The organism is Campylobacter sp. JMF_06 NA1 (assembly GCF_027737785.1).
Lineage (GTDB): Bacteria > Campylobacterota > Campylobacteria > Campylobacterales > Campylobacteraceae > Campylobacter_B.
Window position 1 is genome coordinate 126049 of record NZ_JAOVUA010000002.1, and the last position, 14922, is coordinate 140970.

Genomic DNA, 14922 nt, shown 5'->3' on the forward strand with positions numbered 1-14922 from the left:
GCATCTGTCTTCTAATTTGCAGATTTTATTTTAAGCAAATTTGATAAAATTTATTGTGTAGAAAGTGGTGCGCCCGAAGGAATTCGAATCCCTGACCTTTTGAACCGCAATCAAATGCTCTATCCAGCTGAGCTACGAGCGCACAATGAAAAAGAATTTTAATTATACATTTTCATAGCTTAAATTTAGCAAAAAATAAGTAAAAATTGTGCATTTTTGCTTATTGTTGATTTTAATTTTTAGTCAAATTTACTTTGCTAGATTAAATTTTATAAATTAATCCCTAAATTTTGCAAAGTTTTTATCGCTCTTTCGCAGTTGTTGTTTTTAAAAGTGTTGCAAATAACGCAAAATGAAACTAATTTTTACTTCGCAAAAGTGAGTAAATTTTTGATAAAATCGCTTTTGGAAGCAAACGAACGATGAATTTTACACTAGCATTTCGTGCAAATTCATAAAAATTTAAAAATCCAAGATTGTAGAATTCTCTTTGCACTTTAAATTCGCTAATAGCGTATTTTAGGCCACCACGACGGCTTAGTTGCGATTTGCCTGCTCGCATTTTTACTAGCATTTCAGGGATATTGTAAAATTTCGCTCCACCTAAAAGCATTCTAACCCATAAAAAATAATCTTCTGTCATCAATGCTTTTTGGTAACTTCCAGCTTTTAAAACGCCCCCTTTTTTGAACATTACGCTTGGGTGATTTAAAGGGGAACGCATTTTGGCAAATTTAGCGATTTCATCGTGATTTTGTGGAAGTTTTCGGTAAGCATAAATTTCATTTTCGTCATTTTCAAATTCGCCAACCCATGAACCGCAAATATCTAAATTTGGATTATTTTCGAAAATTTCGAGCTGTTTTTTAAATCGATTTGGAAGCGAAATATCATCACTATCCATTCTGGCAACAAATTCAAATTTGCACTTTTCTAGGCCGATTTTTAGGGCATCACCAAGTCCCATATTTTTTTCAAGTTTCACAACTTCTAAAATTTCACCAAGCTTGTTTTTCCAAATTTCAATCATTTCATAAAGTTCGTTAGTAAGTTCGCCATCTTCGACTAACACGATTTGATTTGGCTTGATTTCTTGCTCATCATAAATGCTTTTTAAAGCTCTATTTAAAAACTGGGCTTTTTCTTTGATATAAACGGACATTAGGACGGAGAAATTCATTTAGTTTTCCTTTGTGATTGTTTATTGAATATTTCTAGTGAATTGATAAAAGAAAAAAATATTTTCAAAAATAAGACAAAACAAAACATCAATACAAAAAAAGTAAAAATAGTTAAATAATTATTTCTATTTGCGAATAGAATATACATTACTATATTTGCAGCAACAAATAATCCGTACTTTGTGTAGATAAGTTTATTTTGGACAAAAGATATAAAAAAGCCTAATATAAGAGAAAAAATAACGACACTTATCATACTTCCGCCACCGAATAGCCATATTTCCGCAACAAACGAACTGCCAAGTCCATGACCAGCTAAAAATTTATCTGGGAATAGAAAGTAGGATAAGGCATCGGCTAATGATTGATGAATAGTACCAATTCGTTCATCTTGTGGCATATAATTACCTGTAATAGCATTAAATAATCCAATTAACGGATTTAATAAAAATCCAGTGTATTGTGATACAGTTTCGGTAAAATTTTCTTTAAATTCTATTACAAAACCATTAACCAAAACACTTACCCCTAAAGAATAAAATATACTAAATATTCCGCTAAAACTTATAGTATCGTTATGTCTTAAAAGCTGTATTATTGAAGCCAATAAAAACAACGATACGACAAATAAAAATAGTGTTTTAAATTTTATTTTATATGAATATACAGTGCTGTAAAGCCATAATGCATTTAATATATATAAAAAAGCCTTAGCCCTAGCACCTGATATCAAGCCTACCATAGAAAGTAAAACGAATATTATAAAAAACATTTTTGCCTTGCGTTTTTCAATTTTATTTATCATAATAAAAATAAAACCCAAAAGGAACAAATTATCTAAAAGTGAAATTATCCAAGGCGTAGAATTATCTAAATATATAGCTTCATAACCCATAGTAAAATATATTTTTATGTAAATCATCATTTTAGCCAAATATGCAAATAAACCAATAAAAAATATTATATAGCCTAATTTAAGATTAAAAATATAATTTGCTTTTGGGATGCTCATATTTGCAAATTTATTGTATTTTACAAAACCTAGCAACATTCCGATATGAATTGACAACATTGTGAATAAAAGCATAAAATTTAACTCTATAAAAGTGCTATTTGAAAAAATAAAATTTGTTAATCTTGCACTTTCATTATATGCTTCATATAAATCAGGAAAAAAGAAATTTAAAATATTTCTCATATTTAAAAAAATATTAAAACAGCCTATAAATAAAATTTCCAAACTAAACCAATTGTTGTTTATTTTATAAATAGTTGTGATAGCGTATAATGATAAAAATATATTTTGAAATTCTAAAATTTTAAAATAAGTTTCACTATATCCTATGTTAAGCAAATATTGTGAAGTTATTAAAAATAAAAAAATAAAATCAACAAATAAAAATAAAAAAATATATTTTTTATTCATAAACACTCCAATTTCACATACTTATGTTTTTATGCTTTGGTTTTTGTTGTTCTATTGGTGGTAATTTCATATAATCACCATACATTTGTGTGAGATAAAAATCATAATCTTTTGGAATAGGCAATTTTAAATTTTCAAACTTGGCTAATTCCAAATTTTCGTAAATTTCACTTTTAAAATATTCCTTTTCAGTCCAATAACCAAAAATATTTCCACGATACTCATTCGAATTTTTTGGGAAATTTAAAATTTTATTTTTATAGATTGCTTGAATTTTGTCTATCAAAAAATTTGGAGTGATTGCAAAAAATATAGCAAATAAAATTCGCGCAACTTTTCCACGATTTTTTGGTGGAATTCTCAAAACACAAGCATGATAAATGTTTGCATAAAATCTTAGTTTTTTACGAGAAATATTATCGGCGGGAACTTTATCGAGTGCGAAAACATCGATTGTCGGGGATAATTCCAGCGGATATTTTTCATTTACCAAATGCAAATGTCCCATAGGCGCATCTGGAATAATATGATTTTCGCAAAATTCATAGGTATAAGGTTTTAAATTTGATAGCAGTTTTTCGGCTTTGTCAAAATCTTCTCTCCATACGGCTATATCCATATCATCATCCCATGGAATAAAGCCTTTATGGCGAACGGCCCCCAAAACACTACCACCTAAAAGCGTATATTTTATGTCATATTTTTTAAAGAGATTATCGACTTCGGCTATCATTTTTGTCATTTCAAGTTGCATATTTTTAAGATTTAGCATCTATATCCTTTTAGTGAAAGAAAATAAAACTTCAAATATTTTAGGATTTATGTAAAATAAAATTAATTGAAATGCAATTTTTTTATTGGATTTCAAAGCAAACAATATATTTAAATTTTCATAAATATATTTATGATATTCATCGAGTTTGTATTTAAATTCATTGCTTTTATCTTTCATAACCATTTTTGCAAGCATTAAATTTGAAATACACATTTTAAGATTAGCTTCTTTTTTTAAATTGGGATATTTTTTTACAATGTTATCTGTGAAATTTTTATAAACCTCTAAAACAGCAAAATATTTTTTATTTATGCTATGCGTTATGGCTCCTGGTCTATTTTGCCTATAAAAATATAATTTTTTATTTGATATGTACATGGTATCTTGATTTGAAAAAACATCGAAGTAAATAGCAACATCTTCAAATAAAATACCGATCGGAAATCTTAAATTTTTAAATATAGATTTATGGTATAAACAACGCCAATTAAAATTATGAAAATTTGTTTTAGAAATAAGATAATTTTTAAAAAATTCTTCTATGTTAAAAGCCTGTATTGTTTTATTATTAAGATTTTGTTGTTTTATTTCTTGAATATATTCTGTGTCTGTAAACTTTTCAAAACTTACCATAGAAATTTTTGTGTTATATTTTTTTATCATATCATAAAGTGTTTCTATGTAAGTTTCATCTATCATATCATCACTATCTACGAAAGCTAGATATTCACCTTGCATTACATCAAGCCCAGCATTTCTAGCGCTTGATAATCCGCCATTTTGTTTATGTATGACTCTTATACGATTATCCTTTTTAATAAATTCATCGCACATTTTGCCGCTACTATCCGTGCTTCCATCATCGATTAAAATAATTTCTAAATTTTTGTAAGTTTGATTTGTAACCGAATCTAAACACTCTTTCAGATATTTTTCCACATTATAAACAGGGATTACTATTGAGATTAATTGATTTTCATTCATCTTTTACCTTTAAATTAATTTTAGTATATTTAAACATTACACAAAACCCAAATAAACACGCTACCAAGTATCCTAAGCCATACCCTATAACAGTGCCGTAAGCTAAAAATTTCGGTATAAAAACAATATAGCCTAAGCTAGAAAATAGCAAAACCAAAACCCATTTATAAATCAAAATTTTTCCAAGTTGCATTTTAATGATGTAAATATTTAATGCTTCATCTAAAAATATAAGTGGCAAAACGACAAGTAAAATTTTAAATACAGGGATTGTTCCACTAAATTTTGCCCCAAAAATCAAATTTATAACTAGTGGAGCTAAAAAATATAAAGTAACTGCCGTTAAAATTGCCATTGCAAACATACCAAATGCAAGTTTTAAGACATTTGATTTTATGATTTTTATATCATCAAATTTATAGACAAAAAGTGGTGCAAATGAAATTGCTATGATAGGTGAAATTGCCGTTGCAATAGTTAAAAGCGAGATAGCCGAAGTATAAAGCCCAAGAGAAAATTCATCGCCTAAATGCTTTAAAAACATAAAATCAACTCGCCTACAAACTATCATCAAAATAATTCCAGCAAAAAATGGCAAACCTAACTTTAAAAATTTGTAAATTTGAGCCTTATCGTATGTAAAAAACCACTCTTTTGTTAAAATTCTATAAACTGCTAAAAGACCAAAAGCTATCAAAAATAGTTCAAACGCCGTTGCAAAGCCATAAGCATAGATATTTGTAACACCCAAATAATAAAGAGCTAAAAACATTAAAAGTTTGATTATATGTGTTGCCATAACCAAAACCGAACGATATTTTATCATAGTTTGCGACTGTAAATATGCCGTTATAATAGCAAATGCTTCATTTACTAAGATGGATGAAGCCATAACAACGCTTAAATAAAAAATCTTTATGTCATCTGTAAAAAATACAAACAAAAGCAACGCTAAATACGCAATCACCGACGAAACAAACCTTATAACAAAGCCGTTTCCCATTATTATTTTGCGTTCTACGGCGTCAGCATTTGTTAGGCGCGGAACAACGATTTCAGCGGGATTTATATATGAAAGAGCAGAAAAAATAACAACAAGTCCTAAGATATACTGAAAATTTCCATACTCTTCTACGCTCAACACACGGGCTAAAATCATAGTAACGGCTAAGCCCATTACTATCCTAACTCCGTGTTCGCATAAAAGCCAAGCTATATTTTTTACTATTTTAGGGTTTATCGCCATTTTGTTGCTTTTTAAAATTTTTTAGGCTTTTAGATTTTTTCTCGCTGCAATTTCGCTTTTTAGCAAAACCCAAAATACACCTAAAATGCCACCTAGAAATGTAGCAATCGCTACGATTAAAAGTTTTTTAGGCTTAACGGGGGATTTGCTAGTTATGATAATGTCATCTTTTATGATGACATTGCTTAAATTTTGTTTTTCTAAACTCGCCTTTAAAATCTCTTTTTGATTTTCTAGTTTTGAAATTTCATCTTTTTTTTCATCAATTGAATTTTGAATTTTAACTATATCGTCGTTTTTAGTCTGAATTTGATTTTGCAAATCCGTTTGCGATACAAGCAAATTTTCTTTATCTTTCAAAAGATTAGGAATTTTTACAAATTCGCTATCGTGCAAATCGTGCTCGAATTTTTGTTTTGTCGTCGTGGTCGCACTCATATAGCGATTTCGCAAATCATTTAGTCGCTCTTTTAGAACTATTGCGTTATTTTGATTTAAATTTGGATTTTTTAACTCTTTTTCTATGCTTTGAATTTCTGCGTCCAGTTTCGGAATTACCTTATTTATAAGCTCATCATAAGCTTTTTTGTCATTTGGCAAGACTATATTTTGTAAATTTGCGATTTCTTTGTCTTTATTTGGGATAAAAATTTTTTCTATCTGTCTTATGCGATTTTCAAGTTTAGGCAGCTGCATATTTTGGATATGACTTATTTGAATTTCGCTATTTTTTAGACTATTTTGCAAAGTTTTTATTTTTGCGTCTGCATTATAAAGAGCGTTTTTAATGCGACTTTCTTGCAAAGATATGTTTGATTTATAAATTTCTTGCTCTTCTTTAACGATTTGATTTATCAAAGCGACAGCATCGTCGTTACTTTTGCCCATAACTTCTATATCAAAAAAATCGCTTAGGTTGTTTTTTGTGCCGCTTATTTTAGCAGGAGCTATCTTTTCTACAAATGCACTCTCTTTTGGCTGACCTTTAAGAGCGTCGATATATTTGCTTTGAATTTTATTTATTATCATATCCGCATTAGCAAAAAGCTCTTTTTTGTTTTCGCTTATATTTTTGTAGTAAGGCACCGAAATTCTAGCCTTTGCACTATACCACGGCGAGGCGATTATAGTATATAAAACACCTAACGCGAAAAACGCTAGTGTAATCATAGCAATGCTAAATTTGCCTTTCCAAATTTTGCCTAGTAACTCGAAAATATCAATTTCATCGTTTTGCGAATTGGCTGAATTCATTAAATTTTCACTCATTTGTTTTCCTTGTCTTTTAAATCTTTTTTTATCTGTGTTGTTGAAATCTCCGGCGTTCGTTTTAGATAGACAACTTCGCAGCCTTCGTCTTTTAAAAAGTCAAATTTGCCTTCCCAGTCATCGCCGATGACGAAAGTATCGACATGGTATAAATGCACATCTTCTTTTTTTTGCTCCCATGAATTTTCTGGGATCACAAGATCCACATAGCGAATCGCTTCAAGTAGGTGTTTGCGTTTTTCGTATGAAAAATAGCATTTTTTTTGCTTTGAATTCCAGTTAAACTCATCAGTAGAAAGTGCCACGATAAGGTAATCACCAAGTGCTTTTGCACGGCGAAGCAAATTTATATGCCCGTAATGAAGCATATCAAATGTGCCGTAAGTTATGACGCGTTTTATACTTTTCAATTTTTGTCCTTAAACCAAAATTTACGCCCTAAAATGGGCTTTGAATTTCGTTTTTCGAAAATTCAATTATTTCAAAAATCTTAAAAAGTTCTAATTTTATCGAAATTAAACTAAAATTTGGCTACAATGTCGCAAATTTATTTTTGGAAAATTTAATTATGAAAAAATTTTATGCTATGGCTATACTTTTAGTAGCTGATGTTTTGTGTATTTTGATATCATTTTTCATCGCTGTGAGCGTGAGAAATCTCATAGAATTCGATTTTGTGGGCAATACACCGCAGCATTATACCACCTATCTTGGCTCATTTTTTATATATGTTTTGATTATCGGCACATTAGCGTATCGCAAAATTTACACCAAACGCTATGATTTTTGGCATGAAAGTTATATTGTGTTTTCATCGTGTATGTTTGCACTGGTGATGATTTTTTTCTTGCTTGCGATTAACAAAAATGTCTCGCACTCGCGATTTGTGATATTTTTGGCGTTTGGGCTGTGCGCGGTTTTGATACCGATGTGCAAATTTTTTCTTAAAAAATACCTTTACCGTGTGGGAATTTGGCAAAAAAACGCTAGGGTTATCAATGGCGATAAAGAATTCCGCCGCGAAATCTTTAAAAACCACTATTTGGGCTATAAATTTACCCGTGGCGATGACTACGAGACCGTTTTTATCGCAAATAAAAATTTAAAGAGTATTGACGAGCTAAACAGGTTGGTCGAAGAAAATGTCATCAAAAACCGCGAGGTGATTTTCACACCTGCTTTGCAAGGATATGATTTTGCTGGCGGGGAAATTTTCAGCCTTTTTAACTCTCGCACGAATTTATTTATGCTGGAAAATTCGCTCTTAAAGCCAATAAATTATTTTATGAAGGGTTTGGTTGATTATATTGTCGTGCTTTTGGCTTTACCATTTTTGGTTGTGGCTTTTTTTGTGATTTTTGTTTTAATGAAAATCGAAGAACCAAAGGGAAAAATTTTATTTTCGCAACCACGAGCAGGCAGAAATAACAGACCTTTTAATTGCTTTAAATTTCGCTCTATGAGAGAAAACGGCGATGAAATTTTGCGAGATTATTTGCAAAAAAACCCAGACGAGGTCGAATTTTTCGATAAATACCATAAATACAAAAACGATCCACGCATTACAAAAATCGGAAATTTTATGCGTAAAACTTCGCTTGATGAGCTTCCGCAACTCATAAATGTCCTAAAAGGTGATATGAGTATCGTTGGCCCTCGTCCGTTTGTGGTCGGAGAGCGAGAAAACGGCGGAATAAGCCAAGCTGATATGAAAATTTTACTCCATGTAAAACCCGGCGTCACGGGACTAGCACAGGTTATGGGTAGAGGCGATACTGATTTTAAAATTAGAGCAAAAATGGATATTTGGTATGTCAAAAACTGGACGCTTTATGTCGATTTTGTAATTATTTTAAAAACTATAAAAGCAGTTTTATTCCGTGAGGGAGCAAGCTAAAATTTGGAATTTCAAAATTCCAAATTTCCCCCAAATTTGCTATAATCCCCCTTTAAATTTCACATTTTACAAGGACACACATGAAAGCAATTGTAACAGTAGTCGGCAAGGACAAGGTCGGCATCGTAGCTGGTGTAGCTACCAAGCTAGCCGCGCTTGGGCTTAATATCGACGATATCACACAGACCGTTTTAGACGAGTTTTTCACAATGATGGCTGTGGTCAGCAGCGATGATAAAAAGGACTTCACGGCCCTTCGCAGCGAGCTTGAAGAGTTTGGAGCTAGTTTAAATGTCAAAATCAATATCCAAAGCTCGGCGATTTTTGACGCCATGCACAATATCTAAGGCGCGCAAATGAATATCAAGCAAGTAACCGAAACAATCTCAATGATCGAGGAGCAAAATTTCGATATCCGCACCATTACAATGGGCATTTCGCTTCTTGATTGTATCGACGCAAACCCCGAAAAAGCCTGCGAGAAAATTTACACCAAAATTACAAAAAAAGCCAAAAATTTAGTCGCTGTTGGCGATGAAATTTCAGCCGAGCTTGGTATCCCAATCGTCAATAAACGCATCTGTGTAACGCCGATTTCGCTCATCGGTGCGGCCACGGATTTAGATGATTACACGATTTTTGCGCGCACGCTAGACGAGGCCGCGCACGCTGTGGGTGTGAATTTCATCGGCGGATTTAGCGCACTTGTGCAAAAAGGCTACCAAAAGGGCGATGAAATCCTAATCCACTCAATCCCGCGCGCCCTAGCCAAAACCGAGCGTGTTTGCGCTAGCGTAAATGTTGGCTCGACCAAAACCGGCATAAACATGTCCGCTGTGCGCGATATGGGCGAAATCATCAAACAAACCGCGAATTTAAGCAAATTTGGCTGCGCTAAGCTCGTAGTTTTCGCAAACGCCGTCGAGGACAATCCCTTTATGGCGGGCGCATTTCACGGAGTAGGCGAGGCTGATGTGGTTATAAATGTCGGCGTATCAGGCCCTGGCGTGGTCAAACGCGCCTTAGAAAAGGTGCGCGGAGAGAGCTTTGATATACTCGCCGAAACCGTCAAAAAAACCGCCTTTAAAATCACCCGCATAGGCCAGTTGGTCGGCTCAATGGCTAGCGAGAGGCTGGGCGTGAAATTTGGCATTGTGGATTTATCGCTAGCTCCGACGCCTGCTGTGGGGGATTCTGTGGCGAGAGTGCTCGAAGAAATGGGCTTGGAGCGCGTGGGTGCGCACGGCACGACGGCTGCGCTTGCGCTTTTAAACGACGCGGTCAAAAAAGGTGGTGTCATGGCGTGCAACCAAGTCGGAGGCCTGTCTGGGGCGTTTATACCGGTCTCTGAGGACGAGGGCATGATAGAGGCGGTCAAGGCTGGCGCGCTAAATTTAGAAAAATTAGAGGCGATGACGGCGATTTGCTCTGTGGGGCTCGATATGATTGCGATTCCGTCCGATACGCCCGCAGCTACGATTTCAGCGATGATAGCCGATGAGGCCGCAATCGGCGTGATAAACCAAAAAACTACCGCCGTGCGCATTATCCCGCTAGGCCAAAAGGGCGATATGATCGAGTTTGGCGGGTTGCTAGGCTCTGCGCCAGTGATGAGTGTAAATTCGGCTTCGTCGGCTGAATTTATCGCCAGAGGCGGGCAAATACCTGCGCCGATTCATAGTTTTAGAAATTAAAATTTTAAATTTTTAGTTTCGGCTTAAATTTGCAAATTCTCGCAGTGGCGTAAAATTTGCCATTGCGAGGCGTGCAACGCCGAAGCGTTCTAGGGAAATTTCTTACTCTTGCATTTATTATTGCATTTCGCAAGCTAAAAACACTGCCTCGATGCTTGCTATTGTCAGTGCGAGGCAGCAATGCTGTCGTAGCGATTTACGAGATTAAATTTACGATTGGTTTTGTGTCATTATGAGTAAAGCTTTGCAAAGCAAAGAAGCTTTATTTAAATTGAGTATTTTTTTTGGCGGGCAAGGATACCCACCCTACGATACTACTTTTACAACAAATCCGAGACCAGTAGAGCTAGTCGTTTTTGGAGTAATAGATTTAGTTGTGTTATTTTTTATGAGAGCCTCCTTAAATATGATGATTTAATAAAGTGTAATATAGATATAAAATAAGCATCTAGAATATGAATATGATTGTTATTTATTGTATTTCAGCTAATTGTTAGTATTATATTCTTATAATCAACATAATAAATTTTTATAAGGTTTATACTATGAAAAAATTTTTACTATGCTTTTCTATTTTATTTTTCATGCTTTCACCTAATTTATTTGCAGATACAATAGAAGATAATTTAACAACTATGAAAGATAATTTAATAACTATAGAGCATTGTTTGAACCCTGAAAATAAAAATGATGAAAGAGCAGAATGTTTTTTAATGTTTAAGCTCTTCATGAATGAAAATACTAAATTGCCATCAAAAATTGATAATAGCAATATATTGGATATTAATTACTTGGTGTATAATATATCAACAAATATAATGGAAAATAAATTAAATTTATCTTTAAGTGAATATTATGATATGTTATTATACATCATACAAAATCGCATTTTTAGTAAAGATTTAAATTATTCAACTATTGCTATGATGTCTGAAACGATATTCAATAAAAAATGTTCTTCAGAAGAATCAATTTTTAAAAACGATATATGTAGAAATTTATATAATATAGCTAAATGCAAAATTGAAAAAAATTAAATTCTATCTATCATAAAAGATAGATAGACCGCAACTTAATAGATAGACTGCATCCAAGAATAAATTCTATAAGATATCAATCTTAAAATATCTTTAATTTTTGTATTGATTTTTGTGTGTTTGTGTGAGGGTAGTAACTTGCTAGACCGCCGGGTCTAGCTCAGGTATCCCCCCCCGAGTAGCTCGGGGGAAAAGAATTCTTTTAATACAGGAAAATGAGTATATCTCAGCCATAATTCATTTAGCATATAAACTACCTTTCTTGTAAATTTATAATAAGTGTATATTAAAAGAAAGGCTGATAGAAATTTATATAAAGATAGGTATCAATTACAATTATTTTATTAGTTCTTTTAATTTTTGTTTCAGTGCTTTTTCTGCTTGTATATCTGGTTTTCCATTGTATCTCAATAATAATAATTCTGCTATTTCTTTTTTGTAAGCAAGTATAGTATTATTTATAGTTAGCATTTCTATAAATTTATTGCTGCCAACTTCTGGGCATAATCCATGCTTTAATGGATATACATATATATCTCGATTATTATACGATTTATTATCAAAATATACTTCTAAACCATTAAATATATATAAATCGGATTTATTAATATGAGAATAATGACACTGTCTAATATTTGTAAAATCAAAAAAAGTATCTTCTATAAATCTATATTTATTATTATTATGAGATATATCAACATTTAAAAAGCAATATCCAGAATCATCTTTGTATGTTTTGTTATAATCTTTATAATAATTCTCTTTAATATTAATAGTTGCAGAAGTAAATTGAATAAAAAATAAAATAATAAAAAATACTCTAAACATACTATACCTTATTAATAATAGTTTATTTGCTAAACATACTATAATTTTTATAGTATGTTTAGCAAATATGATACAGTAAAAAGACTATAAGAATTCTTAATAATTAGTGTTAGACATAAATATTAAATCGCTGCTAGTACCGTATGGTGGGTATCCTTGCTCGCCAAAAAATAGAGACTATCAATCTAATTCTGACAAATCACTTTTGTTTGAGAATTATGGGCTTTAAATTTGGATTTGTCAGAGTTTATTTTATGGTCTCAAATTTTATCCAAATTTAGAGTTTTTTCATTTTCGCTATTTCATCACGCAATGCAGCGGCTTTTTCGAATTCCAGCGCAGCAGCAGCTTCTAGCATTTGTTTGCGAAGCTCTTTTATGATTTTGGCTCTTTCGGAGGCTGGCATTTTTTCTAACTTTTTCGCTTTGGTTAAAATTTCTGCGTTATCTTCGATTTTTAGGCTTTCTTCTATGTTGCGACTTGCCGAGTGCGGCGTTATGCCGTGAGCGCGATTGTATTCATCTTGAAATTTGCGTCTAGCCGTGGTTATATCGATAGCGCTTTGCATTGAGCGGGTGATTTTTTTGCAAAACATCACAACCTGCCCGTTTAAATTCCTAGCAGCCCGCCCCATAGTCTGAATAAGGCTAGTTTCCGAGCGCAAAAATCCCTCTTTGTCGGCATCAAAAATCGCAATCAAACTAACTTCTGGCAAATCCAAGCCTTCGCGTAGCAAATTTATGCCGATTAGCATATCAAATTCGCCAGATCTCAATCCCCTGATTAGCTCATTTCGCTCTATTGCGTCGATGTCTGAATGCATATATTTGACCTTGATACCGAGTTCAAGGTAGTATTTGCTAAGCTCTTCTGCCATTTTTTTTGTTAGCACGGTTACTAAAATTCGCTCATTTCTAGCTATGACTTTCTTTGCCATGTCGTGCAGGATTTCGACTTGATTGTCGCTATCTTTTATGAGAATTTCGGGGTCTAAAAGCCCCGTCGGACGCAAAATTTGCTCTACTACTTTGCCACCGCTTAAATTCACTTCGTATTCATTTGGCGTGGCTGAAACGAATAAAAATTTGCCTTTTTTGCTAATAAATTCATCAAACATCAAAGGGCGGTTATCAAGCGCAGAAGGCAGGCGAAAGCCGTATTCTACGAGTGTTTCTTTGCGACTTCTATCGCCTGCGAACATACCGCGAAACTGCGGCAAAGAAACATGGCTTTCATCGACGATAACTAGGTAGTCTTGCCCCTTGCTCTCGTAGTAATCAAACAGCGAATACGGCGTTTCTCCGGCGTTTTGCCCTGTTAAGTAGCGTGCGTAATTTTCGATCCCTTTGCAAATGCCCGTTGCACTCATCATTTCAAGGTCGAATTCAACTCTTTGTTTTAAACGCTGAGCTTCGACAAGCTTATTTTCATTTTCAAAAAATTTTAATCTCTCACCAAGCTCTTCTTCAATGCCTTTAATCGCCGTTTTTAAGCGGTTTTCGCCGACGATAAACTGACTTGTAGGATAAAGGATAAATTTAGCCACGCTTTTTGTTTTTTTATTTTCCAAAACATCGAAATGATACATCGCTTCAAGCTCGTCGCCAAAAAATTCCAAGCGAATCGCTTCGTCGTTAAAATACGCCGGATAAATGTCGATCGTATCGCCGTTAGCGCGAAAATCGCCACGATCAAAAAAATTGTCGTTGCGTTTATATCCCATATCGACGAGTTTGCGAAGTAAAAATTTGCTAGAAAAACTTTGACCAAGTTCTAAATGAAGCACCATGCCTTTGTATTCTGACGGGTCGCCCAAGCCGTAGTTTGCTGAAACCGAAGCTATCGTAATGACATCGTCAAAACTAAGCAAACTAGCCGTCGCTGAGAGGCGAAGGCGCTCTAACTCGTCATTTATGGAGCTATCTTTTTCGATAAAAAGGTCTTGGCGTGGGATGTAGGCTTCTGGCTGATAATAATCATAATAGCTGATAAAATACTCGACATGATTTTGCGGAAAAAAGCCCTTAAATTCGCTATAAAGTTGCGCCGCAAGAGATTTGTTGTGTGTCATTATGAGAGTTGGAATTTGCAAATTTGCTATGATATTTGCCATGGTAAAGGTTTTTCCGCTTCCGGTAACTCCGAGCAGTGTTTGATATTTTTCGCCATTTTTGATACCCTGCACGATTTTTTCTATCGCGTTTTTTTGATCGTCGCTTGGTGTAAATTTTGATGATATTTTAAAATTTTGCAAATTTTTCCTTTATTTTAAAGCTAAATTTGGTTAGAATAAAAACTTTAAATTATATCTAAAAAAGGACAAATATGGAATCAATCTTTGACGAAGAAAAAAAAGTCGAGAGTTTGGGTCAAAAGGTCGAGGAGCTTATCAGAAGATATAGCGAGGCTAGGGAAGAAAACGCGAGATTGCGCGCAGAGCTAGTTAGTATCAAGGCGCAAAATGAGGCGATTAGTATGCAGCTTGGCACGCTAGAAGAGGACGCCGAGTATCGCAAACTAAGCGACGAGGAGCTTAGCAAAAAACTAGATGAAATTTTTGCAAAAGATGAATTTGACAACTAAAA

Annotated in this window: 15 protein-coding genes and 1 tRNA gene; 6 read left to right on the forward strand and 10 right to left on the reverse strand. The window is 33.5% G+C overall.

Annotated features, from left to right (window positions below; all coding sequences use genetic code 11):
• Nucleotides 1–65: 65 nt before the first annotated feature.
• The 8 genes from OFO07_RS03355 to tagD form a co-directional block, all read right to left on the reverse strand.
• A tRNA-Arg gene (locus OFO07_RS03355) sits at nucleotides 66–142 on the reverse strand.
• Nucleotides 143–358: 216 nt separating this feature from the next.
• The gene (locus OFO07_RS03360) at nucleotides 359–1180 is read right to left on the reverse strand and encodes a glycosyltransferase (protein ID WP_270858308.1); all 822 of its coding nucleotides are present in this window, start codon (nucleotides 1178–1180) and stop codon (nucleotides 359–361) included.
• Nucleotides 1177–2607, reverse strand: coding sequence for an O-antigen polysaccharide polymerase Wzy (gene wzy, locus OFO07_RS03365; RefSeq protein WP_270870926.1), 1431 nt, complete (start codon nucleotides 2605–2607; stop codon nucleotides 1177–1179). The genes OFO07_RS03360 and wzy overlap by 4 nt, the downstream gene beginning before the upstream one ends.
• A gap of 13 nt (nucleotides 2608–2620) precedes the next feature.
• On the reverse strand, nucleotides 2621–3379 hold the full coding sequence (locus OFO07_RS03370) for a LicD family protein (protein WP_270858306.1): 759 nt from the start codon (nucleotides 3377–3379) through the stop codon (nucleotides 2621–2623).
• Entirely contained in the window at nucleotides 3380–4366 is a 987-nt protein-coding gene (locus OFO07_RS03375; protein WP_270870927.1) for a glycosyltransferase family 2 protein, read from the reverse strand.
• Complete coding sequence (locus tag OFO07_RS03380) at nucleotides 4359–5612, reverse strand: oligosaccharide flippase family protein (protein WP_270870928.1); 1254 nt, start codon at nucleotides 5610–5612, stop codon at nucleotides 4359–4361. Before OFO07_RS03380 ends, OFO07_RS03375 begins: the two co-directional genes overlap by 8 nt.
• 21 nt (nucleotides 5613–5633) lie before the next feature.
• Complete coding sequence (locus OFO07_RS03385) at nucleotides 5634–6881, reverse strand: Wzz/FepE/Etk N-terminal domain-containing protein (RefSeq protein ID WP_270870929.1); 1248 nt, start codon at nucleotides 6879–6881, stop codon at nucleotides 5634–5636.
• Entirely contained in the window at nucleotides 6878–7291 is a 414-nt protein-coding gene (gene tagD, locus OFO07_RS03390) for a glycerol-3-phosphate cytidylyltransferase (protein ID WP_333720414.1), read from the reverse strand. The genes OFO07_RS03385 and tagD overlap by 4 nt, the downstream gene beginning before the upstream one ends.
• Nucleotides 7292–7434: 143 nt before the next feature.
• On the opposite strand from tagD, the gene OFO07_RS03395 reads away from it, so the two are divergent.
• From OFO07_RS03395 to OFO07_RS03415, 5 genes are all read left to right on the forward strand, one after another.
• Nucleotides 7435–8778 (forward strand): sugar transferase, encoded by a 1344-nt coding sequence (locus tag OFO07_RS03395; protein ID WP_270870930.1) that lies wholly within the window; start codon nucleotides 7435–7437, stop codon nucleotides 8776–8778.
• Nucleotides 8779–8858: 80 nt separating this feature from the next.
• Nucleotides 8859–9125 (forward strand): ACT domain-containing protein, encoded by a 267-nt coding sequence (locus OFO07_RS03400; protein WP_270858301.1) that lies wholly within the window; start codon nucleotides 8859–8861, stop codon nucleotides 9123–9125.
• 9 nt (nucleotides 9126–9134) lie between these two features.
• Nucleotides 9135–10472, forward strand: a complete 1338-nt coding sequence (locus OFO07_RS03405; protein WP_270870931.1) for a PFL family protein — start codon at nucleotides 9135–9137, stop codon at nucleotides 10470–10472.
• 232 nt (nucleotides 10473–10704) lie between these two features.
• Nucleotides 10705–10890: a hypothetical protein gene (locus OFO07_RS03410; protein WP_270870932.1), complete on the forward strand. Its 186-nt coding sequence runs from the start codon at nucleotides 10705–10707 to the stop codon at nucleotides 10888–10890.
• 127 nt (nucleotides 10891–11017) lie between these two features.
• A complete protein-coding gene (locus OFO07_RS03415; RefSeq protein WP_270870933.1) occupies nucleotides 11018–11509 on the forward strand; it encodes a hypothetical protein in 492 nt (163 codons plus the stop codon).
• Between the two features lie 336 nt (nucleotides 11510–11845).
• Here OFO07_RS03415 and OFO07_RS03420 read toward each other — a convergent pair whose 3' ends face one another.
• Together OFO07_RS03420 and uvrB are read right to left on the reverse strand one after the other, a co-directional pair.
• Complete coding sequence (locus OFO07_RS03420; protein ID WP_270870934.1) at nucleotides 11846–12337, reverse strand: hypothetical protein; 492 nt, start codon at nucleotides 12335–12337, stop codon at nucleotides 11846–11848.
• A 277-nt stretch (nucleotides 12338–12614) separates the two neighbouring features.
• A complete protein-coding gene (gene uvrB / locus OFO07_RS03425; RefSeq protein WP_270870935.1) occupies nucleotides 12615–14591 on the reverse strand; it encodes an excinuclease ABC subunit UvrB in 1977 nt (658 codons plus the stop codon).
• Between the two features lie 71 nt (nucleotides 14592–14662).
• Here uvrB and OFO07_RS03430 point away from each other — a divergent pair, with 71 nt between their 5' ends.
• Nucleotides 14663–14920: a hypothetical protein gene (locus OFO07_RS03430; RefSeq protein WP_270858296.1), complete on the forward strand. Its 258-nt coding sequence runs from the start codon at nucleotides 14663–14665 to the stop codon at nucleotides 14918–14920.
• The last annotated feature ends 2 nt before the right edge of the window (nucleotides 14921–14922 follow it).